Source organism: Ralstonia mannitolilytica, assembly GCF_000954135.1.
Taxonomy (GTDB): Bacteria; Pseudomonadota; Gammaproteobacteria; order Burkholderiales; family Burkholderiaceae; genus Ralstonia; species Ralstonia mannitolilytica.
This window is the reverse complement of sequence record NZ_CP010799.1, coordinates 20,027-45,216: the sequence shown is the minus strand read 5'-3', so window position 1 is coordinate 45,216 and position 25,190 is coordinate 20,027. Positions and strand designations below refer to the sequence as shown.

The 25,190-nt window shown below is 67.6% G+C and carries 24 protein-coding genes; 9 read left to right on the top strand and 15 right to left on the bottom strand.

All coding sequences use genetic code 11. The features are described 5' to 3' along the window. The 3 genes from cyoC (at position 1) to ettA (ending at position 2,821) form a co-directional block, all read left to right on the top strand. Entirely contained in the window at positions 1–636 is a 636-nt protein-coding gene (gene cyoC / locus TK49_RS00220) for a cytochrome o ubiquinol oxidase subunit III (RefSeq protein WP_045784969.1), read from the top strand. Further along, a complete protein-coding gene (locus TK49_RS00215) occupies positions 637–1,005 on the top strand; it encodes a cytochrome o ubiquinol oxidase subunit IV (protein ID WP_045784968.1) in 369 nt (122 codons plus the stop codon). Positions 1,006–1,153: 148 nt separating this feature from the next. Continuing rightward, positions 1,154–2,821, top strand: a complete 1,668-nt coding sequence (gene ettA / locus TK49_RS00210; RefSeq protein WP_045784967.1) for an energy-dependent translational throttle protein EttA — start codon at positions 1,154–1,156, stop codon at positions 2,819–2,821. A gap of 35 nt (positions 2,822–2,856) precedes the next feature. On the opposite strand, the gene TK49_RS00205 is transcribed toward ettA, so the two are convergent. From TK49_RS00205 to TK49_RS00185, 5 genes are all read right to left on the bottom strand, one after another. Then, complete coding sequence (locus TK49_RS00205; RefSeq protein WP_045784966.1) at positions 2,857–3,090, bottom strand: CDGSH iron-sulfur domain-containing protein; 234 nt, start codon at positions 3,088–3,090, stop codon at positions 2,857–2,859. A 20-nt stretch (positions 3,091–3,110) separates the two neighbouring features. Further along, complete coding sequence (locus tag TK49_RS00200; RefSeq protein ID WP_045784965.1) at positions 3,111–3,599, bottom strand: aminoacyl-tRNA deacylase; 489 nt, start codon at positions 3,597–3,599, stop codon at positions 3,111–3,113. A 151-nt stretch (positions 3,600–3,750) separates the two neighbouring features. Continuing rightward, positions 3,751–4,056, bottom strand: coding sequence for a hypothetical protein (locus tag TK49_RS00195; protein ID WP_045784964.1), 306 nt, complete (start codon positions 4,054–4,056; stop codon positions 3,751–3,753). Positions 4,057–4,243: 187 nt separating this feature from the next. Next, entirely contained in the window at positions 4,244–6,823 is a 2,580-nt protein-coding gene (gene mdoH / locus TK49_RS00190) for a glucans biosynthesis glucosyltransferase MdoH (protein ID WP_045784963.1), read from the bottom strand. Further along, complete coding sequence (locus tag TK49_RS00185; protein ID WP_164491291.1) at positions 6,796–8,322, bottom strand: glucan biosynthesis protein G; 1,527 nt, start codon at positions 8,320–8,322, stop codon at positions 6,796–6,798. The genes mdoH and TK49_RS00185 overlap by 28 nt, the downstream gene beginning before the upstream one ends. A gap of 362 nt (positions 8,323–8,684) precedes the next feature. Between TK49_RS00185 and TK49_RS00180 the strand changes: the two genes are divergently transcribed. Together TK49_RS00180 and TK49_RS24740 are read left to right on the top strand one after the other, a co-directional pair. Next, complete coding sequence (locus TK49_RS00180) at positions 8,685–9,413, top strand: hypothetical protein (RefSeq protein WP_045784961.1); 729 nt, start codon at positions 8,685–8,687, stop codon at positions 9,411–9,413. Positions 9,414–9,534: 121 nt separating this feature from the next. Then, complete coding sequence (locus TK49_RS24740; RefSeq protein ID WP_045784960.1) at positions 9,535–9,705, top strand: hypothetical protein; 171 nt, start codon at positions 9,535–9,537, stop codon at positions 9,703–9,705. Between the two features lie 10 nt (positions 9,706–9,715). Here TK49_RS24740 and TK49_RS00170 read toward each other — a convergent pair whose 3' ends face one another. The 6 genes from TK49_RS00170 to hemA form a co-directional block, all read right to left on the bottom strand. Further along, positions 9,716–10,342, bottom strand: a complete 627-nt coding sequence (locus TK49_RS00170) for a UbiX family flavin prenyltransferase (protein ID WP_045784959.1) — start codon at positions 10,340–10,342, stop codon at positions 9,716–9,718. A gap of 23 nt (positions 10,343–10,365) precedes the next feature. Further along, positions 10,366–10,677: a Grx4 family monothiol glutaredoxin gene (grxD, locus tag TK49_RS00165; RefSeq protein WP_045784958.1), complete on the bottom strand. Its 312-nt coding sequence runs from the start codon at positions 10,675–10,677 to the stop codon at positions 10,366–10,368. A 74-nt stretch (positions 10,678–10,751) separates the two neighbouring features. After that, positions 10,752–11,636 (bottom strand): peptide chain release factor N(5)-glutamine methyltransferase, encoded by an 885-nt coding sequence (gene prmC, locus TK49_RS00160; protein WP_045784957.1) that lies wholly within the window; start codon positions 11,634–11,636, stop codon positions 10,752–10,754. A 99-nt stretch (positions 11,637–11,735) separates the two neighbouring features. Beyond that, positions 11,736–12,104: a hypothetical protein gene (locus TK49_RS00155; RefSeq protein WP_045784956.1), complete on the bottom strand. Its 369-nt coding sequence runs from the start codon at positions 12,102–12,104 to the stop codon at positions 11,736–11,738. Between the two features lie 187 nt (positions 12,105–12,291). Then, positions 12,292–13,374, bottom strand: coding sequence for a peptide chain release factor 1 (gene prfA / locus TK49_RS00150; RefSeq protein ID WP_045787673.1), 1,083 nt, complete (start codon positions 13,372–13,374; stop codon positions 12,292–12,294). Positions 13,375–13,480: 106 nt separating this feature from the next. Beyond that, the gene (gene hemA / locus TK49_RS00145) at positions 13,481–14,788 is read right to left on the bottom strand and encodes a glutamyl-tRNA reductase (protein WP_045784955.1); all 1,308 of its coding nucleotides are present in this window, start codon (positions 14,786–14,788) and stop codon (positions 13,481–13,483) included. Between the two features lie 225 nt (positions 14,789–15,013). On the opposite strand from hemA, the gene TK49_RS00140 reads away from it, so the two are divergent. Continuing rightward, the gene (locus TK49_RS00140; protein WP_045784954.1) at positions 15,014–15,265 is read left to right on the top strand and encodes a GlsB/YeaQ/YmgE family stress response membrane protein; all 252 of its coding nucleotides are present in this window, start codon (positions 15,014–15,016) and stop codon (positions 15,263–15,265) included. A gap of 42 nt (positions 15,266–15,307) precedes the next feature. Here the strand turns inward: TK49_RS00140 and TK49_RS00135 are convergent, their stop codons facing one another. Genes TK49_RS00135 through TK49_RS00125 form a run of 3 tightly spaced genes read right to left on the bottom strand, consistent with a single transcriptional unit; the run spans position 15,308 to position 20,081 of the window. Further along, entirely contained in the window at positions 15,308–17,266 is a 1,959-nt protein-coding gene (locus TK49_RS00135; RefSeq protein ID WP_045784953.1) for a response regulator, read from the bottom strand. A 26-nt stretch (positions 17,267–17,292) separates the two neighbouring features. Continuing rightward, positions 17,293–17,760: a response regulator gene (locus TK49_RS00130; protein ID WP_045784952.1), complete on the bottom strand. Its 468-nt coding sequence runs from the start codon at positions 17,758–17,760 to the stop codon at positions 17,293–17,295. Positions 17,761–17,786: 26 nt separating this feature from the next. Then, on the bottom strand, positions 17,787–20,081 hold the full coding sequence (locus TK49_RS00125) for an ATP-binding protein (protein WP_045784951.1): 2,295 nt from the start codon (positions 20,079–20,081) through the stop codon (positions 17,787–17,789). Positions 20,082–20,493: 412 nt separating this feature from the next. Here TK49_RS00125 and TK49_RS00120 point away from each other — a divergent pair, with 412 nt between their 5' ends. After that, on the top strand, positions 20,494–21,750 hold the full coding sequence (locus tag TK49_RS00120; RefSeq protein ID WP_045784950.1) for an MFS transporter: 1,257 nt from the start codon (positions 20,494–20,496) through the stop codon (positions 21,748–21,750). Between the two features lie 76 nt (positions 21,751–21,826). On the opposite strand, the gene ychF is transcribed toward TK49_RS00120, so the two are convergent. Next, entirely contained in the window at positions 21,827–22,921 is a 1,095-nt protein-coding gene (gene ychF, locus TK49_RS00115) for a redox-regulated ATPase YchF (protein ID WP_045784949.1), read from the bottom strand. Between the two features lie 421 nt (positions 22,922–23,342). Here ychF and TK49_RS00110 point away from each other — a divergent pair, with 421 nt between their 5' ends. Both TK49_RS00110 and TK49_RS00105 read left to right on the top strand, forming a co-directional pair. Further along, positions 23,343–23,735 carry a flagellar protein FliT gene (locus TK49_RS00110; protein WP_045784948.1) on the top strand — a complete coding sequence of 131 codons (393 nt, stop codon included), beginning with the start codon at positions 23,343–23,345 and terminating at the stop codon, positions 23,733–23,735. A gap of 118 nt (positions 23,736–23,853) precedes the next feature. After that, positions 23,854–25,149 (top strand): UbiH/UbiF family hydroxylase, encoded by a 1,296-nt coding sequence (locus TK49_RS00105; RefSeq protein ID WP_045784947.1) that lies wholly within the window; start codon positions 23,854–23,856, stop codon positions 25,147–25,149. Positions 25,150–25,190 lie beyond the last annotated feature (41 nt).

Below are 25,190 nucleotides of genomic sequence, written 5' to 3'. Positions count from 1 at the left end.
ATGGCTACCAATGTTCTAGACGGCCACGCGGCGCACGCCGCCGCGCATGGCCACGCGCATGACCATGCGCACCACCACGATGCCGCAGACACCAAGGTCTTCGGCTTCTGGGTGTACCTGATGAGCGACTTGATTATCTTCGCGTCGCTGTTTGCCACGTTCTGCGTGCTGCGCGGTGCGACGGCGGGCGGCCCGACGGGCAAGGAGCTCTTCGATCTGTCGTACGTGGCGATCGAAACCGGCATCCTGCTGGTGTCGTCCATCACCTACGGCATGGTGATGATCAGCCTGCAGAACGGCCGCAAGGATCAGGTGATGCTGTGGCTGGGCATCACGTTCCTGCTGGGCGCCGCGTTCGTCGGCATGGAAATCAACGAGTTCCACCACCTGATCGCGGAAGGCGCGGGTCCGAACCGCAGCGCGTTCCTGTCGTCGTTCTTCGTGCTGGTCGGCACGCACGGTCTGCACGTCGCGAGCGGCCTGCTGTGGATCGCCGTCCTGATGTGGCAGATCAGCCGCAAGGGCCTGACGCAGACGCAATCGACGCGCCTGGCGTGCCTGTCGCTGTTCTGGCACTTCTTGGACGTGGTGTGGATCGGCGTGTTTACCGTCGTGTATCTGCTGGGAGCGATGTAAATGGAACAGACCAACGCAACGACCGTCGTCGCGCATGATGACGCCCAAGGCCATGCCGCCGGCGGCGCAGGCCATGCCACGGTCAAGGGCTACCTGATCGGCTTCGTGCTGGCCGTGATCCTGACCGTCATCCCGTTCAAGATGGTCATGGACGGCGGCTATTCGCACCAGACCGTGCTGGTGACGGTGATGGCCCTGGCCGTGGTCCAGATCGTCGTGCACCTGATCTATTTCCTGCACCTGGACGGCTCGTCGGCTCAGCGCTGGAACGTGATGGCCTTCCTGTTCACGCTGCTGATCCTGGCGATTGTGATCGTCGGCTCGCTGTGGGTCATGCACAACATGAATGCCAACATGATGACGATGTAACGCAGGCCTGGCCTCCTGCAACGCCGGAAGGGCGCCCCGAGCGGGCGCCTTTTCTTTTGCCCATGCGGCTCGGCATCCTGGCTTTGCTACACTCCGCAGGTTCCCCAATTCGAGCGGTTTTCTCCGCTTTTACGCCCGCTTTTTACCTATGTCACAGTACGTTTTCACGATGAACCGCGTGGGCAAGATCGTTCCGCCCAAGCGCCAGATTCTCAAGGACATCTCGCTTTCGTTCTTTCCCGGTGCCAAGATCGGCGTGCTGGGCCTGAACGGTTCTGGCAAGTCGACGCTGCTGAAGATCATGGCGGGCATCGACAAGGACATCGAAGGCGAAGCCACGCCGATGCCGAACCTGAACATCGGCTACCTGCCGCAGGAGCCGCAGCTCGATCCGGCAAAGACCGTGCGCGAGGAAGTCGAAAGCGGCATGGGCGAAGTGATGGACGCGCAGAAGCAGCTCGAAGCCATCTACGCCGCCTATGCCGAGCCCGACGCCGATTTCGACAAGCTGGCCGAAGAACAGGCGCGCCTGGAGGCGATCATCGCGGCCGGTGCAGGCGACAACGTCGAACTGCAGCTCGAAATTGCCGCCGACGCGCTGCGCCTGCCGCCGTGGGATGCCAGGATCGAGCACCTCTCGGGCGGTGAAAAGCGCCGCGTCGCGCTGTGCAAGCTGCTGCTTTCGCGCCCCGACATGCTGCTGCTGGACGAACCGACCAACCACCTGGACGCCGAATCGGTGGATTGGCTCGAGCAGTTCCTCACGCGCTTCCCGGGCACCGTCGTGGCCGTGACCCACGACCGCTACTTCCTCGACAACGCCGCCGAGTGGATCCTCGAACTGGACCGTGGCCACGGCATCCCCTGGAAGGGCAACTACAGCTCGTGGCTCGACCAGAAAGAGACGCGCCTGAAGCAGGAAGAGGCCACGGAATCGGCCCGCCAGAAGGCGCTGAAGAAGGAACTCGAATGGGTGCGCCAGAACCCGAAGGGCCGCCAGGCCAAGTCGAAGGCGCGTCTGGCCCGCTTTGACGAGCTGAACAGCCAGGAATATCAAAAGCGCAACGAAACGCAGGAAATCTTCATTCCCGCCGGCGAGCGCCTGGGCAATGAGGTGATCGAATTCCAGAACGTGAGCAAGAGCTACGGCGACCGCCTGCTGATCGACAACCTCAGCTTTACGATTCCGCCTGGCGCCATCGTGGGCATCATCGGTCCGAACGGCGCGGGCAAGTCAACGCTGTTCCGCATGATCACCGGCAAGGAGCAGCCGGACTCCGGCACCATCAAGATCGGCCCGACCGTCAAGCTCGCCTACGTGGACCAGAGCCGCGATGCGCTGTCCGCCGACAAGACCGTCTTCGAAGAGATCTCGGGCGGCGCCGACATCCTGACCGTCGGCAAGTACGAAACGCCGTCGCGTGCGTACATCGGCCGCTTCAACTTCAAGGGCGGCGATCAGCAGAAGCAGGTCGGCACGCTCTCCGGTGGCGAGCGCGGGCGCCTGCACCTGGCCAAGACGCTGATCTCGGGCGGCAACGTGCTGCTGCTGGACGAGCCGTCGAACGACCTCGACGTGGAAACGCTGCGTGCGCTGGAAGACGCGCTGCTGGAGTTTGCCGGCTGCGTGATGGTGATCTCGCACGACCGCTGGTTCCTGGACCGGATCGCCACGCACATCATCGCGTTTGAGGGCGATTCGCACGTCGAATTCTTCCCGGGCAACTACCAGGAATACGAAGCCGACAAGAAAAAGCGCCTGGGCGAAGAGGGCGCCAAGCCCAAGCGCATCCGCTACAAGCCGGTCGTTCGTTAAAGGAAACGCGCGGGCTTGCCGGCCCGCGCTCCTTTTTAAGGCGACCGGTCGGCCTCGACCGGCGGCAACGCGTCGAGGTTGCTGTCGAACTCGATGCGCTTGTGCGAGCCGTCACAGAACGGTTTGTTCAACGAATGCCCGCATCGGCACAGCCAGACCTGGTCTGCTGCCACTGTCAACTCGCGCCCGTTCTGGGTGACGATCCGAAAGCTTCCCTTGATGTGACACGGCCCGTTGTTGCGGACCGTGACGACCGCGTCGTCGGCCATGATGGCCTCCTGCGAACAGCTCAGAACAGCACGCCCTGCATGCGATAGGCGAAGCGCGCGGGCTTGGCATCGCGCATCAGCGCCATGAACTGGTCCATGTCCATGTGGACCACGTTCTCGTGGTCGCCGGCTTCGAAGTACACATCGCCGTGGGTCATGAGGCTGCTATCGATGTAGGTCGGCATGCCGTACGCCATGCCCACCGGCGGCACGGCCCCCACGTCGCAGTCCTTGAAGACTTCGCGCAGCTCCGATTCGTCGGCCAGCGTCAGATCCTGACGGCCCGACTCCTTTTGCAGTTCCGAGAGATGCAGGTGGTACGTCGAGGGCAGCACGGCCGCCACGTAGCCGAGCTTGTCTTCGAGCAGCAGCGTCTTGGCCAGACGGTCGCCGGGCACGTGCGCGACCTGCGCGGTTTCAGTGCTGGTGTGGCTGTGCGGATGGCGAATCACCTCGTACAGGCAGCCTTTGCTGCGCAGGCAGCTGTCGAGGGTGCTGGAGATCGACATGGCGTCCTCCCGTATGGGTTGGCGGCCCGCGGCGGAATTGCTGTGGCCGCTACGTCAGCATAGGTCGGTTTCGCGCTGGTGCGAGGATAGGGCACAAAAGCATCGGGCCGCTCAGATGAGCGGCCCGGGCAGGACGTCGAACTGGAGCGGTTCAGCGCCAGCCGTGGCGTTCGCGCCATTCGTGTTCGCGCCAGGCGTGCTCACGCCATTCGTGGCGGCGCCAGGCACGTTCGCGCCAATCGTCGCGGTAGTAACCGCCGTAGACCACAGGGGCGGGCGCGTAGACCGGCGCCGGGCGATACACGACCGGGGGCGGCGGCACATATACAGGCGCCGGGGCGACATACACCGGTGCCGGCACGCCAATCGACACGCCAACGTCCACGTGCGCCAGCGCGGCCGTCGAGGCGCACAGCGCGGCGCCACCCAGAACGAATGCGAGCAGTGTGCGTTTCATGATGCTTCTCCTTACGGTTGCGAGGCCGGGCCGTTGTGCCGTCGACTTCGTATATCAAGTTCGTGATGCCATTCTATGAATCGGAGCCCGGTTCAGGTGATACGCAAATCCTACCGATGTAACGGAAAGTTAAAACGCCCCATCGGCAAGAGCCGGATGGGGCGCGGCGTTTCGTGCCTGCTCGTGTTCAGGCCTGGGCGGGCGGTCGCCACGCTGCACGCTGTTCGGGTGACGACCACACCGCAAGATGCAGCGCCGACAGCGAAAACGGATCCGAGAGCAGTACCAGCTTCTGCTTGCCCGTGAGCTTGTCCGGGCCCACTTCCAGCGCGTGTCGCACCGTCGCCTCCCGCACGGCGACCAAGCGCGGATCGTGTGGAAAGCGCGCCGTGCCGATCGCGCACATCAGGGCGTTCGTGACGGGATCGACGACAGCCTGGCGGAAGTCCGGCATCGGCGGCGCATTGCGCAGGTGCTTGCGCATGGCGCGCAGCTCGCGCGGCGGACGCACCTCTTCGGGAATCATGAACAGCCGCAGGCGGCGCATGCGCCGGCCCAGGCTGACTCGGCTCGAGAACACCGACAGCGGAATGGAGATGACCAACGCCCCGACCACCGGCGACAGCCACCACAGGAAGCTCGGGTTCAGCCAGTACACCAGCGCGGCCCACACGATGCCGATGAGAGTGTGCAGCCCATGGCGGCGGAAGGCGTCGCTCCAGTGGGTCTGTGCGTCTTCCCGCGGTGGCGACTTCCAGTGCACCTTCCAGCCGAGGAATGCCGCCGTCACGAAACGCGTGTGGAACAGCATGCGCACCGGCGCAGCCAGCACCGAGAACGCCGCTTCGATCACCATCGACAGCGCCAGGTGCAGCGCACCCCCGAACCGCTTCGGGCCCTGCGCCCACAGCACCAGCACGCTCAGTATCTTCGGCAGGAACAGCACCGTGGCCGTGGCCGAGAACAGCGCCGCAGCCTTTTCCGGGTGCCATTCCGGCCAGATCGGGAACAGCTGGCGCGGCTGCGTGAAGTACTCCGGCGCGATCAGCGTGTGCTTGGCCAGCAGCGCCGTCGACAGCAGCAGGAACAGGAACCACAGCGGCGCCGAGAGGTACGCCATCACACCGGTGATGAACACCGCGCGATGCACGCGATGGAACCCTGGGGTGCCAAACAGGCGGAAGTTCATCAGGTTGCCGTGGCACCAGCGGCGGTCGCGGCCCAGTTCGTCCAGCAGATTGGGCGGCATCTCTTCGTAGCTGCCGTCAAGGTCGTAGGCAATCCAGACGGCCCAGCCGGCGCGGCGCATCAGCGCGGCCTCGACGAAGTCGTGCGACATGATCTCGCCCGACAGCGACCCCTTGCCCGGAATCGGCGCGAGTGCGCAGTGCTTGATGAACGGGTCCAGCCGGATGATGGCGTTGTGGCCCCAGTAGTGCGATTCGCCCAGTTGCCAGTAGTGCAGGCCCGCCGTGAAGAGCGGCCCGTACACGCGCGTGGCGAACTGCTGGATGCGCGCATACAGCGTATCGCGGCCGGCAGCGCGCGGTGCGGTCTGGATGATGCCGGCCGAAGGCGCGCCTTCCATCAATTGCACCAGGCGCGTCAGGCAATCGCCGCTCATGACGCTGTCGGCGTCGAGCACGATCATGTAGCGGTACTTGCCGCCCCAGCGCCGGCAGAAGTCGTCGATGTTGCCGCTCTTGCGCTTCACCCGGTGGCGGCGCCAGCGGTAGAAGATGCGGCCGAAGCCGTTCAGCGCGCGACACAGGTGCAGCCAGGCGTCGGCCTCCGCGGTGCGGATGTCCGGGTCACCGGAATCCGACAGCACGAAAAAGTCGAAGTGTTCCAGGTGGCCCGTGCGCTCCAGCGATTCGTAGGTCGCGCGCAGCCCGGCAAACACGCGCTGCACGTCTTCGTTGGCGATCGGCATGACGATGGCGGTGCGCGCATCGTCCGGGATCACCGCATCGCGTGCGGCGCGGCGCGAGATGACAAAGCGGTCGCCATGGAAGGCCAGCAGCAGGAAGCCCGTGATGGCCGTCCAGAACCCCGCCGAGACCCAGCAGAACAGCACCGCGAACAGCACGATGATGACGGCTTCGAGCCAGTCGCGGCCGTGGTAGGGCAGCACGGTGCTCATCGCCCAGGTGGCGGCGACGGTCTGGGCGATCATCAGCGCAAGCAGCGTCAGGCGCCGCCGCGCGCCGACGAAGCGCCAGATGCCCTTCGGGTCCGGCGAGTCCGGCGCTTCATACGGCACCGGCTTCTTGCCGCCGTGCATCCAGCGCTCGACGGCCTTGCGCGCGCGCCAGATCGGCCCGAGCACCCACGGCCAAGGCACCATCGAGCGGCGCGCGGGCTGGGGCCCCGTGTCCAGATGAATGCGGCCTTCGCCGTCGTGCTGAATGGGCGGCGCCGGCTCGGCCGCGGACTCCGCTGATGCGGCGTTCGCGCGCGTGGCGCCGTACGCGGCGTCCAGGCGCGTGCCCACGGATGCGTAGGCGGGCGCTTGCGCTTCCAGCGAGGTGGTCTGCGCGGCGTCGAGCTTTGCCAGGGCGCGGTGGAGCTTGGTCAGCGCAACGGCGTCGTCGTCGCCACGGCCGATGCCGGCATCGCGCAGCAGCGCCGCGCGTGCGTCTGGCGCCAGCGGCAGCGCCTCAAGATAACGATCGGCCACGGATTGCGCCGTGGCCGGGCCGGTGGTGGCAGGGCCCGCGGCGCCGCCGGTCTGGGCGGTCAGCCCGGGGGTAGCAGGTAGCTCCACGTCTCAGAAAGTCCGGTACCGCGGCTGCGCAGGTAGCCGCGCAGCTCCACTGGTTTGTCGTCGTCGACCCGCTTGAGGCGCACGGTCACGCGCCAGCCGCCGGTCGCGGTGTTGGGTTGGCCGAAGATCGATTCGATCTTGCCGTTGGCGTCTGCAGAGAACACCGGCTCCACCGGTGCGTTGGGCGGCAGCTTCGCCAGTGCGGGCCCTTCGAAGTCGACCACGAAGGCGATCGTGTCGTCGGGCTTGCGTTCGTCCGGGCGCTTGGTCGTCCAGCCATGCGAGCGGCGCGTCTGCGCGACCCACGCCAGGGCCGGCTTCCTGTCGCTCTCCTTCTGCCACAGCATGCGGTACTCGAGATTGAACGGCTGCTGCGGCTTGGGCGGGTTTTCGGGCACCCAGTAGGCGACGACGTTGTCGTTGGTCTCGTCAGGCGTCGGGATCTGCACGAGTTCGACGCGCCCCGCGCCCCACTTGCCCACGGGTTCGACCCATGCGCTGGGACGCAGCTCGTAGCGGTCGCCGATCTCTTCGTAGCTCGAGAACGCGCGGTCGCGCTGCATCAGGCCGAAGCCGCCGGGGTTGGTGGTGGCAAACGAGCTCACCAGCAGGCGCTTCGGGTTGGTCAGCGGACGCCAGATCCATTCGCCGGTGCCTGAGAGCACCGACAGCCCGTCGGAGTCATGCACCTCGGGGCGGAAGTCGAGGTTGGCGGCCGGCTGGTTCTCGCCAAAGAAGAACATGCTGGTGAGCGGCGCAATGCCCAGCTTGCTCACGTTCTCCCGCATGTAGAGCTGCGCCTTCACGTCCACCACGGTATCGGTACCCGGCTTGATGACGAAGCGGTAGGCGCCCGTGGCGCGGCGCGAGTTGAGCAGCGCGTAGATCGTGAGTTCTTTCGCGTTGGCGGCGGGGCGCTCGATCCAGAAATCGGTGAAGCGCGGGAATTCTTCGCCCGAATTGAGCGCGGTGTCGATCGCCAGGCCCCGTGCCGACAGCCCATAGACCTGGTTCTTGCCGATCGCGCGGAAGTACGACGCGCCCAGGAAGACGATCACTTCGTCCTTGTACTTGGGCGTGTTCATCGGGTAGTGCACCCGGAAGCCCGCGAAACCGAGCTTGTGCAGCTGCTTCGGGTCCAGCTTGATGGGGCCGTAGTCGAACAGGCCTGGGTCGAAGCGGATCTCGCGCACGCCGGCCGGCGACACCTCGTTGATCTTCACCGGCTGGTCGTAATACGAGCCTTCGTGGAAGAAGCCGAGCTCGAACGGCAGCTTGTCCTTGCGCCAGTAGGCCAGGTCGGATTTGAAGCGGATTTCGCGGTACTGGTCGTAGCGCAGCTCGCGCAGTTCGCGCGGCAGGGTGTTGGCGGGCGCCTGGTACGGCTTGGCAGCCAGCTGGCGGGCGCGCAGGGCCACGTCGTTCAGGCCGAAGGCGAGCGCCGCATGAGCCGAGGCCAGCGCCAGCAGGCCCACGGCAAGCCGCGCATAGCCGGCCACCGAGCGGGCCCGGGCCGCCAGCGGGGAACGGGGGGGAACAGCGGAGGGAATGTTCAAAATGAGATCGCGTTTATGCGGCCGGCCCAAGGAACGTGACGCTGGGAGCCTGCCGGTCATTCGTCTGTGCCGCCGAGATTTTACCCGCCGGATCTTTGTGAGATCAAAAGTGGCAACATTTTGATAACGTTTTCGCCTCCATCTTGCCGGTAACCGCGTCAAACCGCGTGTAAAGCTGTGGCTCCCCGCCACTCAGCCGTTCGGTTGACGGGAACGCGGGCCGCCGGCCTACGGTCAGAACCGGTTCGCTGCGTGCCGGCGTTTCCGCATGGCACACTCTCGGCTCTTTTTTTCATGGAGTTCGCATGACCCGCTGGACGCGACGCGCTGCCACGATTGCAGCGCTTGCCTTTTCGACTTCGCTGCTGGCGGCCGCGGCGTTTGCCGCCCCTGCCGCCAAGAACGCGCCCCAGGCAGCATCGGCCAAGGCGGCGCGCGATCCCGGCGATGTGGCGGCGCTGCTGGACGCCTTTCCGCTCGGCAAGCCGCTGCCCAGGCTGCCTTCGTGCCAGGATGTGCGTGCGGCCGGCGGCAAGGACGTCTCCGAATACTGCTCCGACGTGCTCGAGTCGCATGGCCGCACCCGCTCGCTTGGCGTGCCGTCGGCCAAGCGGCCCGAGCTGATGGACGGCCCGCAAGCCGTGCTCCTCATCGATCAAGGCAACGTTGCCGGGCTGTTCGTGCCGACGCGCGGCGTCGATACGGAGCAGCGTGTGTTCCAGGCGCTGTCCGACCGCTATGGCAAGCCGGCGCAGGAAGGCAAGGCGCCGCTCAAGCTCAGGTCGGGCAAGACGGTGGAGTCGCTGCGTGCGCGCTGGACCGGCGCGCAGACCATCGTCACGATGTATGCCATTCCGGAAGAGCCGCAGAACGGCACGGTGGAGTTTCTCTGGGCGCCCCGCGCCGGCGCGGTGATGGACCAGATGCGCGCCGAGGTGGACCCCGACGCGCCCAAGCCCGCATCCGGTGTGGCGGCTTCTGCGCCGGCGGCGGCTGGCAAGGCGAGTGGCAGGAACTCGGCATCACATCAGTGAGGTGACCGACACGCGTCCGTCACCTTCCGTTACAGCGCTTACACGTGCATGACCCAGGCGTCGCGCGCCGCCGCTTATAACGTCCGCGTGGCCTCAATGGAGGGGCCGAAGGACACTCATCATGAAAATCGTGGCTCTGGCCTTGTTGGCCGCGACACTTGGGGGATGTGCCGTTTACCCGGCACCGGTGGCCGTGGCGCCCGCGCCGGTCTATGCGGCTCCGGCGCCGGTCTACTACGGTGGTTACGGCTACTGGGGGCCGGCGGTGCGCTTCAACTACTACCACCGCTGACGGACCTGCCCTAGTCCGGAGAATGCAGCCCGGGCCAGCCGGGCGCCAGGGTCTGCGGCAGGCCCAGCAGATCGAGCACGCGCCCGACCGTATGGTCGACGAGGTCGTCGATCGTCTTGGGCCGCTGATAAAACCCCGGCACGGGCGGGAAGACGATGCCGCCCATCTCGGTGACGGCCGTCATATTGCGCAAGTGCGCCAGGTTCAACGGCGTTTCGCGCACCATGAGGACGAGCCGGCGGCGCTCCTTGAGCGTGACGTCTGCCGCGCGGGCGATGAGGTTGTCCGACAGGCCGTGTGCCACGGCGGCGAGCGTCTTCATGGAGCACGGCGCCACCACCATGGCTTCGGCGGCAAATGAACCGCTGGCGATGGTCGCACCGATGTCGCGCACGTTGTGGACCACGTGCGCCAGCGCTTCCACTTCCTCGCGGGCCATGTGCAGCTCATGCTGCACGTTCATCAGCCCCGCCGGCGACATCAGCAGGTGCGATTCCACTCCCGCCGATTCCCGCAGTCCCTGCAGGACCTGCAGCAGCCGCACGCCATAGATCGCCCCCGACGCGCCCGTGATCGCCACGATGATGCGGCGCGGGCGCGCCGCATTGGCAGGGGGGGAAGGCGCGGGCGCAGTCACGCTGAACGACGCTGTCGACGCGCTCAGGCAGCCAGCAGCGGCTGCAGTTCACCGCTCTGGTACATCTCCATCATGATGTCCGAGCCGCCGATGAACTCGCCCTTGATATACAGCTGCGGAATGGTCGGCCAGTTCGCGTATTCCTTGATGCCCTGGCGGATCTCGTCATCCTCCAGCACGTTCACGGTGTACGGCTGATCGACGCCGCACGCCTTCAGGATCTGAATGGCGCGACCGGAGAAGCCGCACATCGGAAATTGCGCCGTGCCCTTCATGAAGAGGACGACGGGGTGGCCTTTGACGATCTGGTCGATCTTTTCGTGCGTGGTGCTCATGGGGAACTCGATTCGTTGGGGGAGCGGCGCAGCCGCGTCCACATTGGAAAACCCGTTCATTTTAGCGGGGTTCGTCAGGCGCGGTTCTCTGCCCGCCATTGTCCGCCGCTGCAGCGGTCCTGGCCGCCCAGATCCTGCACGGTGAAGACGTCGGCGAAACCGGCCCCCGCCAAGAGCGCACGCACGACCGCGCCCTGGTCGTAGCCGTGCTCGAGCAGCAGCCAGGCTCCGGCCGCCAGGCGTGCCGGCGCGCCCGCGACGATCGTGCGCAGATGGCGCAGGCCGTCGCCGTCGTCGGTGAGGGCGCCGGCCGGTTCGAAGCGCAGGTCGCCCTGGCCCAGGTGCGCATCGGCCGCGGCAATGTAGGGTGGGTTGCTGACGATCAGGTCGAATGCCGGCGGGGCGTCGGTTGCGGCGAGCGCGCCGTACCAATCGCCGAGCGCCGTCTGTACGTTCGGTGCGCCCAGCGCCTGTGCGTTGTCCCTTGCGACCGCCAGGGCCTCGGCCGAGGCGTCGGTGGCCCATACCCGCGCGTCGGGCCGTGCCAGCGCAATCGTGACGGCGATGATGCCGCTGCCGGTGCCCATGTCGAGCACGCTGGGCGCGTCGCGTTCTTCGAGACGGTCCAGCGCCTGTTCGACCAGCACTTCGGTATCCGGGCGTGGAATCAGCACGGCCGGCGACACCCTGAACACCCGGCCGAAGAACTCCCGCTCGCCGAGCAGGTACGCCATGGGTTCGCCCGCCAGGCGCCGCGTGGCCAGCTCGCTGATCCGGCGGCGGGCGGCGTCTTCCACTGCGCAGGCGTCCTGCGTAATGAGCTGCACGCGCGAGAGGCCCGTCACGTGCGATACCAGCATGCGGGCCTCGAGCGCCGGCAAGCCCGCACGCGCGAGTGCGGCCAGCGCATCGGCCACACGGGCGAGGGATTCGGGCGGAATGAGCGGGGCAGACGGCACGGCGGACGGACGGGCAGCAATCGGGCGCACAAAATAACACGGGCCCGGCCGATGTGGCGCGGGCCCGCGAGCGGGTCGGTGCGCAAGCAGGCGCGGCGCTTACTGCTTGGTCGCGTCCTTGACCTTGTTGGCCGCTTCCTTCGTGGCTTCCGCGGTCTTGTCGGCGGCGACCTTCGCGGCATCGGCCGTCTTGTCGGCGGCTTCCTTGGCGGCGTCCTTCGCCTGGGCGAGCGCGCCCGAAGCCGAAACCTGCGCATTCGACGCGGCTTGCGAGAGCTCGACCTTGGCGGCGTCGGCGGCCTTGCTCACGGCGGTGCCGGCGTTGTCGACCGCCTGCTTGGCCGCATCCTTCGATTGTTCCAGCGCGCTCTTCGCGGCTTGGTCGGCGGCATCGTCCTTCTTGCCGCAGGCGGCCAGGCCGAGTGCGAGGGTGGTGGCAACAGTGATGGCCAGCAGTTGGGTACGCATTGCGATTCTCCTGATCGTCGTGGTGGTTGCCGCGCCTGTCTGGATGGGAGGCCACCGGATGCGACCAGCGGCGCACTCGGCGCGATCGGATCGATTATAGGAACGGGTGGACGTCACGCCACCGCGCAAAGCTGTATCAAACGCAAGCGGATGTTACGAGGCCGGCGCTTTTTAACAATTCGCCGGCTCAGTTCTCGTCACTCAGCGCGGCGAGCTGCTCCGCCTGATGCTCGGCAGCGAGCGCGCCGAGCAGTTCATCGAGGTCGCCGTCCATGATCGCATCGATCTTGTACAGCGTCAGGTTGATGCGGTGGTCGGTCACGCGGCCTTGCGGAAAGTTGTACGTGCGGATGCGGTCGGAGCGGTCGCCCGAGCCGATCAGGCTCTTGCGCGCGCTCGCTTCCTTGGCCTGCGCCTCGCGCTCCTGGCGGTCCTTCAGGCGCGCGGCCAGGACCTGCATGGCGCGGTCCTTGTTGCGGTGCTGGCTGCGGTCGTCCTGGCACTCCACCACCAGGCCGGTCGGCAGGTGCGTGATGCGCACGGCGGAATCGGTCTTGTTGATGTGCTGCCCGCCCGCGCCCGACGCGCGGAACGTATCGATGCGCAGGTCCGCCGGGTTGATCTGAATGTCGGCCAGTGCATCGGCCTCGGGCATGATCGCCACGGTGCAGGCCGACGTATGGATGCGCCCCTGTGCCTCGGTGGCCGGCACGCGCTGCACGCGGTGCCCGCCCGATTCGAACTTCAGCCGCGAGTACGCGCCTTCGCCCACCAGCCGGGCGATCACTTCCTTGTAGCCGCCGAGGTCCGACGGCGATTCGCTTACGATCTCCACCTGCCAGCGCTGGCGTTCGGCAAAGCGCGTGTACATGCGCAGCAGGTCGCCGGCGAAGAGGGCCGATTCATCACCGCCCGTGCCGGCGCGGATTTCCACGAAGATGTTGCGGTGGTCGTTCGGATCTTTCGGCAGCAGCAGGCGCTGCAGTTCGCCTTCGAGCGACGCCATCCGTTCGCGCGCGGCCCGGATCTCGTCTTCGGCAAAGGCCTTCATGTCGGGATCGGCCAGCAGCTCCTGGGCGGTGGCGACGTCTTCCTGGGCCTGCTTCCACGCTGCGTACTGCGCAACCACGGGCTCGAGCTCGGCGTGCTCGCGCGTGAGCTTGCGGTATTGGTCGAGATTGGCGGTGGCGTCTTCGCGCGCGAGCAGCGCGTTGATTTCGACGGTGCGCTCGGCCAGTTGGTCGAGCTTGGACAGCATGCTGGGCTTCATTCGGGCAATCGCGAAAGAGGTGCCGAAGGCGGCGGACGGCGCGGGCCGCGGATGATACCGCGCCATGTGGAGCGCGCAGCAGCGGCGCGCATGCGAGGAAGCGCCGCTAGCGTTCGGAGTGGCTGGACTGGCGGAACAGTGCCGGCAGCAGGTCGATGAGCTGCTCGCGGCCTTCGCCCTGCGCGTGGTTCAGCGCGTGCGTCGGGCCGTGGAGGAATTTCTTGGTGAGTGCGTGCGACAGCGCTTCCAGTACCTGCGCCGGATCGTCGCCGCGCGCGAGCATGCGCTGGGCGCGTTCCAGCTCGCCCTGGCGCAGTGTTTCAGCGTGCGCGTGCAGGTCGCGGATCACCGGCACCACGCTGCGCGCATCGAGCCAGTGCATGAAGTTCTGCACGCGCGTCTCGATGATGGCCTCGGCCTGCGCCACCGCAGCCTGCCGCAGCGCATTGCCTTCGCGCACGATGGCGCCGAGGTCGTCCACGGTATAGAGGAACACGTCGGACAGGCGTGCGACTTCCGGCTCGATATCGCGCGGCACGGCCAGGTCGACCATGAACATCGGGCGGTGGCGCCGCTGCTTGATGGCGCGCTCCACGGCGCCCAGGCCGATGATCGGCAGTGTGCTCGCCGTGCACGAGACGACGATGTCGAACTCGGCCAGCTTGGTCGGCAGCTCGGCCAGGCGCACGGCGCGGGCGTTCAGTCCCTGGTTCGACAGCGCTTCGGCCAGCTTTTCGCCGCGCTCGAGCGTGCGGTTGGCGATCACCACTTCGCGCGGCGTCTGCGCGGCGAAGTGGGTGGCGCACAGTTCGATCATCTCGCCGGCGCCGATGAACAGCACGCGTTGCTCGGCAATCGACTCGAAGATGCGCTGCGCCAGGCGCACGGCTGCGGCGGCCATCGATACGGAGTGCGCGCCGATCTCGGTCGTGCCGCGCACCTCCTTGGCAACCGCAAAGGTGCGTTGGAACAGCTGATTCAGGTAGGTGCCGAGCGCGCCTGCTTCAGTGGCGGTGCGCACGGCGTCCTTCATCTGGCCGAGGATCTGCGTCTCGCCCAGCACCATCGAGTCGAGCCCGCTGGCTACGCGGAACGCGTGCCGCACGGCCTGCGACTGGCCCAGCGAATACACGTGCGGGGCGAGCTCTGCGGCGTCGATGTTGTGGTGATGCGCCAACCAGCGGATCGCGTGCTCGTGCGCGGTGTCTTCGGGCAGGTTGCCGTCGGTGGCGCAGTAGAGCTCGGTGCGGTTGCAGGTGGACAGGATGGCCGCTTCGGCGGTGCGCTTGCGGTGCGGCAGGTGCTGGCGCAGGGTGGCGAGCGCCGGTCCCACTTGCTCAAGCGGAAACGCCACCTTCTCGCGCAGGGAAAGCGGCGCTGTGTGGTGATTGATTCCAAGGGTGAGCAACTGCATGTGGGGCGGCCGGTTTTACGAAACGGCACAAATTTTGAGCACGCAGAATTATAACGCCGGGGCCCCGCCACGGCAGGGCGCGGCGCGCACGCCGCCAGGCCCCGGCGCCAAATGTAGGTTATGCATCACGCGGGGCACTCCTGGCCTGACCGTTGGCCTTCCGTGCCGTCCTGCGCTAAGGTACGCGTCCAATTGAGTCGAACCGGCAATACGGAGAACAGGCAAATGGGGTGGATTGGGCCGCTGTGGATCGGTCTGGCGGTGGGCGCGGCGGCGCGTTGGCTGCATCCCACCCATGCGGGCGGGCGGCGGATGGGGTGGCGGCCGGCGCTGTGCACGGGTGCCCTCGGCGCGCTGCTCGGGTACTACGGGGGCCAGTTCGCCCACCTGTATGCCGACGGCCAGATCCTGGCATGGACGGCTGCCGTGGTGGGCGCCATGCTGCTGCCGGCGGTGTGGGGCCTCGTGCGCCGCTAAGGCCGGGCCTGCGGCGGTGCCCGGTGCGGCATTCTTGCGCGGTCAGCCCGCGTGGGCGCCGGCGGTCCGCGCATCGCGCGCGGCCAGATAGCCGGCCAGCAGCGCCTCCAGGCGCTTGAAGTCCACCGGCTTGGTCAGGTGGTCTGTGAAGCCGGCCTCGCGGCAGCGCGCGATGTCATCTTCCATGCCGTACCCCGTGATGGCGATGGACGGCGCGGCCTGCCGTTCGGCAAAAACGCCCACCACGTCCAGGCCGCTGCCGTCCGGCAGGCCGATGTCGCTGATGAGCAGGTCGAAGGTGCCCGATTCCGCCGCCTGCATGGCCGTGCGCGCGCCGTTGGCCACGGTGACGGTGTGGCCCAGGATCTCCAGCATCTGCGACATGGCTTCGGCGGTGTCGACGTTGTCTTCCACCAGCAGCACGTGCAGCCCCCGCGTGGGCTGCGGACGCGGCATGGGTGGAGCGGGCGGCGTTTCCGGCTCTGCGGTTGCGGCGGCAAGCGGCAGCGTGAGCGTGAAGGTCGCGCCCTGATGGCGGCCGGCGCTTTCGGCGGTCAGCGAGCCCTCGTGCTTCTGCACCAGCGCATGCGCGATCGCCAGGCCCAGGCCCAGGCCGCCAAAACGCTGCGTGATCGACGCGTCGGCCTGCTCGAACGCGGAGAAGATGCGCGGCAGCGCTTCGGGCTCGATGCCGATGCCGTTGTCCTTGACCGCCACGGCGATGGTCGTCGGGCCCGGATTCCACACGCGCACTTCGATGGCGCCGCCCTCGGGCGTGAACTTGACCGCGTTGCGCACAAGGTTCCAGATCACCTGCTGAATGCGCGCGCCGTCGGCGAAGAGGCGGCTGCGGCTGGCCTCGAAGCGCGTCTTGAGCGACAGCCGCTTGCTCTGCATGTCGTTGCGCGACATGTCGAGCGTGCTCTCGAGCAACGCATACAGGTCGACCGGCGCAAAGCTCACGGCCAGCTTGCCGCGCGAGATGCCGGTGATGTCGAGCAGGTCGTCGATCAGGCGGGCTTCGAGCTCGGCGTTGCGCCGGATCACCTCCAGCTGGGCGACCACGTACTGGGGCAGGTCCTGGCGCAGTTCCAGCAGGTGCACGGCCGTGAGGATGGGCGTGAGCGGCGTGCGCAGTTCGTGCGACAGCACGGCGAGGAAGTGGTCCTTGGCGTGGTTGGCCGTCTCGGCTTCTTCCTTGGCGCGGCGCAGCGTGTCGGCCGCCACGCGTTCCTCGGTGGCATCGCGGATGATCTTCGAAAAGCCGATCAGCTGCCCGTTCTCGTTATGGATCGCGGTGACCACGCTCGATGCGTAGAACGGCGTGCCGTCCTTGCGCAGCATCCAGCGGTCGTCGGTGAGGCTGCCCTCGCGGCGCACGCGCTCGAGCTTGCGCTGGAAGTCGCCCGCCTCGCGCGCGGCCTGCGGGTACAGGATCTCGGCCGACTTGCCGAGGATGTCTTCACGCGCGTAGCCCAGGATGCTGTGCGAGGCCGCGTTCCAGGTGCGCACGATGCCCTGCGGATCGAGCGAGAGCACGGCATGCTCCTTGAGCGCGTTGATGAGCAGGCGGAAGTGCGTCTCGGTCTCGCGCAGCGCGGCTTCGGCGGCAATGCGCTGGCGGCGCTCGGCGGCTTCGGCCAGCGCGCGCAGCAGTACCACCGGCAGGCGTTGCAGGCGCTGCTTGATGACGTAGTCGGTGGCGCCGCGCTTGAGCATGTCGACGGCGTGTTCCTCGCCCAGCGCGCCCGACACGAAGATGAACGGCGTCTGCGGGGCCATGCGCCGCGCAATGTCCAGCGCCTCGGCGCCAGTGAACTGCGGGAGCATGTAGTCGGCCAGGATGGCGTCGAACGTGCGCGCGCTGAGCTGGGCGATGAAGTCGGTCTCGTTGTCGACGAGGACGGTGTCGGCGGGCAGGTTGGCTGCCTCCAGCCGTGCACGCGTGAGTTCGGCATCGAGCGGGTTGTCTTCGACCAGCAGCAGTTGCAGGTTGGGCATGAGAACGGATGCTCCGGAAATGACGGCTAGCCTGCCGCCTGTAATGGACGGCGCGCCCGTGTGGAGCCGGGCGGCGGTTCGTTGAGCACCGCCCAGAATACCCCGAGGTCGGCAATGGCATCCACAAACGCGCGGAATTCGACCGGCTTGACGACGTAGGCGTTCACGCCCAGTTCGTAGCTGCGCAGCAGGTCGGTCTCTTCGCGCGAAGACGTGAGCATCACGACGGGCAGGCTCTTGAGCGCGGCCGCGGCCCGGATCTCGGCCAGCACTTCGAGGCCGTCGATCTTCGGCAGCTTCAGGTCGAGCAGCACCACGGCCGGGTTCCCGGGCACACGGCTGGCATGGGCACCGCGCGCATGGAGATAGTCCAGCGCTTCGGCGCCGTCACGGGCGACAACCACGTCGTTGGCGAGCTGGCTGCGCTCAAGGGCCAGCAGGGTCAGCTCCAGATCGTTCGGGTTGTCTTCAACGAGCAAAATGGGTTTGAGCATGATGGCGTTGCGCTTGAAACGGGCGGTCAGGCGAGACCGCGGACAGACGGCCGCCCGGCGCCCGGCTCTGCGGCCTCGTGCGGCTCGGGCGTGCGGGGCAGGGTGAAATAGAACGTGGCGCCGCGGTCGAGCTCGCCTTCGGCCCAGGTGCGGCCTCCGTGGCGCTCGATGATGCGCCGGACGTTCGCCAGGCCGATGCCCGTGCCCTCGAACTCGTCCATCCGGTGCAGCCGCTGGAACACACCGAACAGCTTGTCGACGTATTCCATCGAAAAGCCCACGCCGTTGTCGGCGATGCGTACGACGGTTTCGGTGGGCGTGTCTTCGGCCTCGATCCGGATGCGGGCCGGATTGCGGTCGCGCGTGTACTTCACGGCGTTGGAGAGCAGGTTGCGCACGGCCAGCTGGAGGAAGGCGGGGTCGGCGCGCACCACGGGCAGTGCGGCGATGTGCCATTCGATGTGGCGGCCTTGCTGGTCGGCCGACACGTCGCGCGCGATGCCGCGCATCAGTTGCGTGAGGTCGACGTCGGCCAGCCGCAGCGCACCGCGGCCCATTTGCGAGAACGTGAGCAGATCGTCGACGAGCTTGCCGGCAAAGCGCGACGACTCCGAGATCGTCTGCAGGAAGTGCCGGCCGCGCGCAGAGACGTGGTCGCCCTCGGTCTCGTCCAGCAGTTCTGCATAGCCGGCGATGTGGCGCAGCGGCGCGCGCAGGTCGTGCGACACCGAATACGAGAACGCTTCGAGCTCGTGGTTGGCGCGGCGCAGCTCGCCGGCCAGTTCGGCCGCTTCCTCGGCGCGGCGCAGCACGATGTTGAGCACCGCGTAGCGGAACTCGGCGGCGGTTTCCACTTCGCTCGTGCGCCATGGGCGCGATGCGCGGGCGACCTGCCTGCGCCGCGGCTCTACGGAGGCGGGGGCGGCCGCGATCTCGGCATCTGCGTCGTGCGCGTCGTCGGCCCCTTCGAGCGGACCGGCCGGGCTGGGCACGCTGTGCGGCGCCTCGGTGCGGAACCACAGCACATAGTGACGATGCAGCTGCGACACCTGGACCGCCAGCACCCCGCTGGCCTGCGGCAGCAGGGCGGCGCCGTCGGGATACAGGGCGGCCAGGCGGTCCGTGTGGAAGATCTCGCCGGGGTGTTCGCGCGCAAGCCATTCGGTCAGCCGCAGGATGCTCTGCGCATCGGGCGCCGCGCCCACGCGCACGCATTCGTCGCGGCGGACGATGGCCGCGCTGTTGGCTGAGGCAAAGCGCAGCAGGTCGCTCGGGTGTTCCAGCAGGCCGTCCTGGAAGTTCTCGCGATCCGTCATGGCGGCCAGCAGCCGCACGAGGATGCGGCGCAGCTCCAGCCGGTGGGCGATCTCGGCGCGGTCTTCCTTGGCCTCGATCTGCAGCGCCAGGATCTGCGCCAGGTGCTCGCACGCCGTGCGGACTTCGAACGAGAGTGGGCACGGCCGTGCGTGGTGGCAGGCGATCACGCCCCAGAGTTGGCCGCGCACCGTCAGTGCCAGCGTGAGCGACGCGGCTGCGCCCACGCGCCGCATCGCGTCGCGCTCCGCCGGGGAGGCCCCGCGCAGCGCCACATATGTCAGATCGGTGGGCGCCTCGGTCAACGGGTTCAGCGGCGGCACCAGGCCCACGGGGGCCTCGTGGACGTCGGCCACGAGCCGCAGTGGATTGCGCCCATGCAGCGCGGGCACGTCCGGCGACACGTCGCTGATGGGCAGGTGCGCGCCGAGCAGCGAGCCGATGGCCGCGTCCCGCGCCTCGGCCAGCACCCGCAGGGCGCCATCGCCCTCGAGGCGGCACACCACCACGCGCCCGAAGTGGGTCAGTCGATGGACTTCGCGCGCCGCCAGTTCCGCCACCGTATCGACACTGCTGACCGCCTGCAGGCTGCTCACGAAGGTGCGTACCAGCGGATACATCGACGCAAACGCCCCGGCGGCGGCATGCGACGCAGGCTCCAGCTCCAGGATCAGCACGCCCTTGTGCCGATGCACCACGGCATCGAGCACCTGCCCGCGCGGCGTATGCACGGTGCCGAAGTAGAGCGGGTGATCGTCCACGCTGTGCATGGTCAGGGCGCGCTCCAGTGCCTCGCGGCCGGCCATGCCGATCACGAGCTCGACCGGCGCCTGCAACGCCGACTGCACCGCCGTATCCAGCGCCGCCTCCAGGTTCGCGCTCACCTGGCAGATCTGCAGGTCGGGCTCGGACAGGCACAGCAGGACGCCGCGCGGTTGGATCGTGGCCTCAAGGCCGGTGCCGTGCACGGCATCGACATCGGCGATCAGGGGCGAATGCAAACTCATGTTCTGGGGAAGGGAAGCGCCGGGCCGACCATGCAGACCCACGGTCGCGGCATGCCGCATGTCGAGCAAGGTTCAATCCATCTTTGCAGGGGCCGAGCAATCGTCGTGCCTGCCGGGTTTTTCCGGCGCTTGGGGTGGCGCGGCGCGCCTGCAAGGGCGCCTTTCGATCGGACGGCCTTGTAAAAAAGTGACCCCGGCTCGGCTCGGGTTGTAACGTCTGCCGCGCACCCGCTGCGCCCGTCGGGCGAACGCGCGGGAGTATCATCACCGCCTTTGCCCAAGGCCCGTGGACGACCGCACAGCGACCGGCGTTCGGCCGGCAGGGCGGAGCCATATCGTGGGCCGGGGGACGAGATGACGATCGCGTTTGTCGCGCGCGCTTTGCCGCGCGGAGTGTTGTAAGGGGCCGGGCATGGAAGCGAATGCAAGCGTGTCGGCCGCCGGGTCCGGGGCGTCGGCGCCTTTCCCGGCGCAGAGCTCGGCCTACGCCTGGAAGGCCTTGGCAGGCTCGGCCATCGGCTATGCGATGGACGGCTTCGACCTCCTGATCCTTGGCTTCATGCTGCCGGCCATCAGCGCGGCACTGGCGTTGTCGCCAAGCCAGTCAGGCGCACTGGTGACCTGGACACTGGTCGGCGCCGTGGCCGGCGGCATCGTGTTCGGGGCGCTCAGCGACGTCTACGGCCGCGTGCGCGTGCTGACCTGGACGATCGTGCTGTTTGCCGTCTTCACCGGCCTGTGCGCCTTCGCGCAGGGTTTCAGCGATCTGCTCGTCTACCGCACCATCGCCGGCATCGGCCTGGGCGGCGAATTCGGCATCGGCATGGCGCTGGCCGCGGAGGCATGGCCGGCGCACAAGCGGGCGCGGGTGTCGTCGTATGTGGCGCTGGGCTGGCAGGCGGGCGTGCTGCTGGCCGCGCTGCTAACGCCGTTGCTGCTGCCGCTGATCGGCTGGCGCGGCATGTTCGTGCTGGGCATGGCGCCCGCGCTGGTGGCCTGGCTCGTCCGCAAGACGCTGCACGAACCCGAGGTGTTTGTGCGCCGCGTCGACACCGCCGGCCGCAAGCGCAACGCGTTCAGGCTGCTGGTGGCCGATGCGCGCACCACGCGCACCAGCGCGGGCATCGTCGTCCTCTGCGCCGTCCAGAACTTCGGCTACTACGGCATCATGATCTGGATGCCGACGTACCTCGGCAAGACGCTCGGTTTCTCGCTGACCAAGTCGGCGTTGTGGACCTCCGTCACGATCGTCGGAATGATGGTGGGCATCTTTGCCTTCGGCCATCTCGCCGACCGCATCGGGCGCAAGCCGACGTTCCTGATCTTCCAGTCCGGTGCCGTGGCCATGGTGTTGACCTACGCGCGGCTGAACGATCCCGTCGCGATGCTGTGGGCCGGTGCCGTCATGGGCCTGTTCGTCAACGGCATGATCGGCGGCTACGGCGCGCTGATCTCCGAGGCCTATCCGACAGCCGCCCGCGCCACCGCGCAGAACGTGCTGTTCAACATCGGCCGCGCCATCGGCGGATTCGGGCCGATCGCGATCGGCAGCCTGGCGTCCGCGTATTCGTTCCAGGTGGCGATCGCGCTGCTGGCCGGCATCTACGTGCTCGACATGCTGGCGACGTTCTTCCTCATCCCTGAACTGAAGGGCGCTGAACTCCGCTGAAAACCGCCCGCCGGCGTTTCGGGCAGCCCATGAAAAAAGCCCCGCATTGCGGGGCTTTGTCGTTGCGCTCGCCTGGTCAGACGTTGAACAGGAAGTGCAGCACATCGCCATCCTTGACGATGTAGTCTTTGCCTTCCGCGCGCATCTTGCCGGCTTCCTTGGCGCCCTGTTCGCCCTTGTACTGGATGAAGTCGTCGTAGGCGATGGTCTGTGCGCGGATGAAGCCGCGCTCGAAGTCGGTGTGGATGGCCGCCGCGGCGCGCGGGGCCGTGTCGCCGATGTGGATCGTCCAGGCGCGCACTTCCTTCACGCCGGCCGTGAAGTAGGTCTGCAGGCCGAGCAGCTTGAAGGCCGCGCGGATCACGCGGTTCAGGCCCGGTTCGTCCATGCCCATGTCGGCGAGGAATTCGGCCTTGTCGGCGTCGTCCAGATCGGCGATTTCCGCTTCGATGGCCGCACACACCGCCACCACGGGCGAGTTCGTCTGGGCGGCGTAGGCCCGCACGGCGTCGAGGTGCGGGTTGTTCTCGAAGCCGTCGTCCTTGACGTTGGCCACATACATCGTCGGCTTGGCGGTGATCAGGCACAGCGGCTTGAGCAGCGCCCATTCCTCGTCGGTCAGGCTCAGCGTGCGCACGGCCTTGGCCTCGTCGAGCACCTTTTGCGCCTTTTCCAGCACGGCAACCAGCTTGGCGGCTTCCTTGTCATTGCCCGACTTGGCGGCCTTGGTGTAGCGCTGCAGGGCCTTTTCGACCGTACCCAGGTCAGCGAGGGCCAGTTCGGTGTTGATGACTTCGATATCGGCGATGGGGTCGACCTTGCCCGCCACGTGCACGACGTTCTCGTCTTCAAAGCAGCGCACGACGTGCGTGATGGCGTCGGTTTCGCGGATGTTGGCGAGGAACTGGTTGCCCAGGCCTTCGCCCTTGGATGCGCCCGCCACCAGGCCCGCGATGTCGACGAACTCGACGACTGCCGGCAGCACGCGCTCCGGCTTGACGATCTCGGCCAGCGCCTGCAGGCGGGCGTCAGGTACTTCCACCACGCCCACGTTGGGTTCGATCGTGCAGAACGGGTAGTTCTCGGCGGCGATGCCGGCTTTGGTCAGGGCATTGAACAGGGTCGACTTGCCGACGTTGGGCAGACCGACGATGCCGCATTGGAGGCTCATGGTGAAAAAGGCTCTAAATCAAGGGGTTGCGTGACGCTGGGGGAGGCGCCAGCACAGCGGAACCGGGGCTGCGCGCGTCGTTCACGGAAAGGCGTGATTGTAACCGGTCCGGCTCCGGTCAGACCGCCGTAGGGGCGTTGCCTACGCCCGCTTTCATGGTGCCGGGCCGCGCTTGCCACGGGTGATGTGCGCGTTACGAAGCCGTTACGCGTTACGTTCCATCGACGTAACAACTTCGCACCTGGCGATGGTCTTTCGGGGGGGCGGCCCAGCAGTTGCATGGCCGCCCCATATCGCGCGTAGCCAAGTCCGACAAGGCCTGACGGCCCTTCCGGCCCCAAGCGGAGCGACCGCGTTTGAGGCCAGGCACACCTATTGCACTGCCTCGCTCCAGAACAACAATACGCCTCTGGAGCACAGCATGTCCTGGACCGTCGCCACCACCACCTCGACCGGCCGCATCCACCCGACCCCCGCGGTTTCCGAGAGCGCCGGCATGTTCGCCTGCTACGAAGCCATCGCCGGCCTGTCCGAAGACATGGTCGACGCAGCCGAGCGCGCCGACTGGGAAGAGGTGAGCCGGCTCGAACGCGAATGCGCCGCCCACATGGAGCGCCTGGGCCACGCGCGGCGTCCGGCCCTGTCGGTGGAAGACGTCCGCCGCAAGCGCGACCTGATGATGCGCATCCTTGCCAACGACGCCCGCGTGCGTGCGCTCGTCTGCCCGCGGCAGGACGAACTGATGCGCCTGGCCAGCGGCGAGCGCCGCGCCATCGGCGTGCGCCAGGCCTACGCGGCGGTGTCCTACTACTAGCCGGCGGGCCAATCGCTCTGACTTGCGCCGATCCCGCGGCAGCCCGTCAAACGGCTGCCGCGACGCATTTGCGCGCCAGCAAAGCCGGGCCCACCCCCGCCGCTATAATCGGCCCACCATGAATACACCCGCGTTTTCCTCTTCCCGGGCGGCTGCCAAAGACGCCGTGGCGTACCACATCGCCGTGGTCGGCGGCGGCATCGTCGGGCGGGCGTGTGCGCTGCGGCTCGCGCAGATCGGCCTGCGTGTCGCGCACGTCGCGCCGCCGGCGCCGGCGTCTGCTCCCGCGGGGCCGGACGCCTGGGACGCGCGCGTCTACGCGTTCTCTGCCAGTTCGCAGGCGCTGCTGGAGCAATTGCGCATCTGGCCCGCGCTCGACATGACACGGGTGCAGCCCGTGCACGACATGCGCATCTTTGGCGACGACGCGGCCGCGCGCGGCGAGCACGCCCACGCCGACCTGCACTTTTCCGCCTACGCAGCCGGCGCACCGCAGCTGGCGTGGATCGCTGAATCGTCGCTGGTCGAGCGTGCGCTGGAGACGGCGCTGCGCTTTGCGCACACCGTGCAGACCTTCCCGCACGCCGCCACCGGCTTCGAGATGGACGCCGACGCGGTGCGCCTCACGCTGGCAGACGGACAGCCGATTCGCGCCGAATGCGTGATCGGCGCCGACGGCAAGCAGTCGTGGGTGCGCGAGCAGGCCGGCATCCAGGCCGAAGCCAAGCCGTACGGCCAGCTGGGCGTGGTGGCCAACTTCCAGGCCGAGCACTGGCACCAGGACACCGCCTGGCAGTGGTTTCTCGGCACCCCTGCCGAGCGGGCCGCCGCAGCAGGCGACGCCATGCCAGCGCGCGGCGAGATCCTCGCCATGCTGCCGCTACCCGATCGGCGGGTCTCGATGGTGTGGTCGGCCGATGAGGCGCACGCCCGCGAACTGCTGGCCCTGCCGCCCGAGGCGCTGTGCCGGGCCGTGGAGGCCGCCGCAGGCGGAGCCGTGGCCGCGCGATTCGGGCGCCTGACGAACATCACGCCGGCGCAAGGCTTTCCGCTTGTGCTGCAGCACGCCAGCAGGCTGGTTGCGCCGCGCGTGGCGCTGGTGGGCGATGCGGCCCATGTGATCCATCCGCTGGCCGGGCAGGGCATGAACCTCGGCCTCAGGGATGTGGCCGAAATCGGCCGTGTGATGGCCGAACGGGAAACCATGCGCGATCATGGCGATCTGAGGTTGCTGCGCCGTTACGAGCGTGCCCGCCGCGAAGACCTGCTCTCGCTCACGGCCGCCACGGACGGCCTGCATCGGCTGTTCGCCCTGCCCGGCGCGCTGCCCCGCACGGTACGCAACGCGGGCATGGCGCTGGTCGGGATGACGCCATTCATCAAACGCTTGTTGATCAAGCACGCGCTGGGTTGAGTCAGCAGCCTCTGGTGCGATTTCTCGGGGTTTCAGGAGCT

Coding starts and splice junctions, on each gene's coding strand:
- cyoC (WP_045784969.1), top strand. CDS start 1: ATGGCTACCAATGTTCTAGACGGCCACGCGGCGCACGCCGCCGCGCAT.
- TK49_RS00215 (WP_045784968.1), top strand. CDS start 637: ATGGAACAGACCAACGCAACGACCGTCGTCGCGCATGATGACGCCCAA.
- ettA (WP_045784967.1), top strand. CDS start 1,154: ATGTCACAGTACGTTTTCACGATGAACCGCGTGGGCAAGATCGTTCCG.
- TK49_RS00205 (WP_045784966.1), bottom strand. CDS start 3,090: ATGGCCGACGACGCGGTCGTCACGGTCCGCAACAACGGGCCGTGTCAC.
- TK49_RS00200 (WP_045784965.1), bottom strand. CDS start 3,599: ATGTCGATCTCCAGCACCCTCGACAGCTGCCTGCGCAGCAAAGGCTGC.
- TK49_RS00195 (WP_045784964.1), bottom strand. CDS start 4,056: ATGAAACGCACACTGCTCGCATTCGTTCTGGGTGGCGCCGCGCTGTGC.
- TK49_RS00180 (WP_045784961.1), top strand. CDS start 8,685: ATGACCCGCTGGACGCGACGCGCTGCCACGATTGCAGCGCTTGCCTTT.
- TK49_RS24740 (WP_045784960.1), top strand. CDS start 9,535: ATGAAAATCGTGGCTCTGGCCTTGTTGGCCGCGACACTTGGGGGATGT.
- grxD (WP_045784958.1), bottom strand. CDS start 10,677: ATGAGCACCACGCACGAAAAGATCGACCAGATCGTCAAAGGCCACCCC.
- TK49_RS00155 (WP_045784956.1), bottom strand. CDS start 12,104: ATGCGTACCCAACTGCTGGCCATCACTGTTGCCACCACCCTCGCACTC.
- prfA (WP_045787673.1), bottom strand. CDS start 13,374: ATGAAGCCCAGCATGCTGTCCAAGCTCGACCAACTGGCCGAGCGCACC.
- hemA (WP_045784955.1), bottom strand. CDS start 14,788: ATGCAGTTGCTCACCCTTGGAATCAATCACCACACAGCGCCGCTTTCC.
- TK49_RS00140 (WP_045784954.1), top strand. CDS start 15,014: ATGGGGTGGATTGGGCCGCTGTGGATCGGTCTGGCGGTGGGCGCGGCG.
- TK49_RS00135 (WP_045784953.1), bottom strand. CDS start 17,266: ATGCCCAACCTGCAACTGCTGCTGGTCGAAGACAACCCGCTCGATGCC.
- TK49_RS00130 (WP_045784952.1), bottom strand. CDS start 17,760: ATGCTCAAACCCATTTTGCTCGTTGAAGACAACCCGAACGATCTGGAG.
- TK49_RS00125 (WP_045784951.1), bottom strand. CDS start 20,081: ATGAGTTTGCATTCGCCCCTGATCGCCGATGTCGATGCCGTGCACGGC.
- TK49_RS00120 (WP_045784950.1), top strand. CDS start 20,494: ATGGAAGCGAATGCAAGCGTGTCGGCCGCCGGGTCCGGGGCGTCGGCG.
- ychF (WP_045784949.1), bottom strand. CDS start 22,921: ATGAGCCTCCAATGCGGCATCGTCGGTCTGCCCAACGTCGGCAAGTCG.
- TK49_RS00110 (WP_045784948.1), top strand. CDS start 23,343: ATGTCCTGGACCGTCGCCACCACCACCTCGACCGGCCGCATCCACCCG.
- TK49_RS00105 (WP_045784947.1), top strand. CDS start 23,854: ATGAATACACCCGCGTTTTCCTCTTCCCGGGCGGCTGCCAAAGACGCC.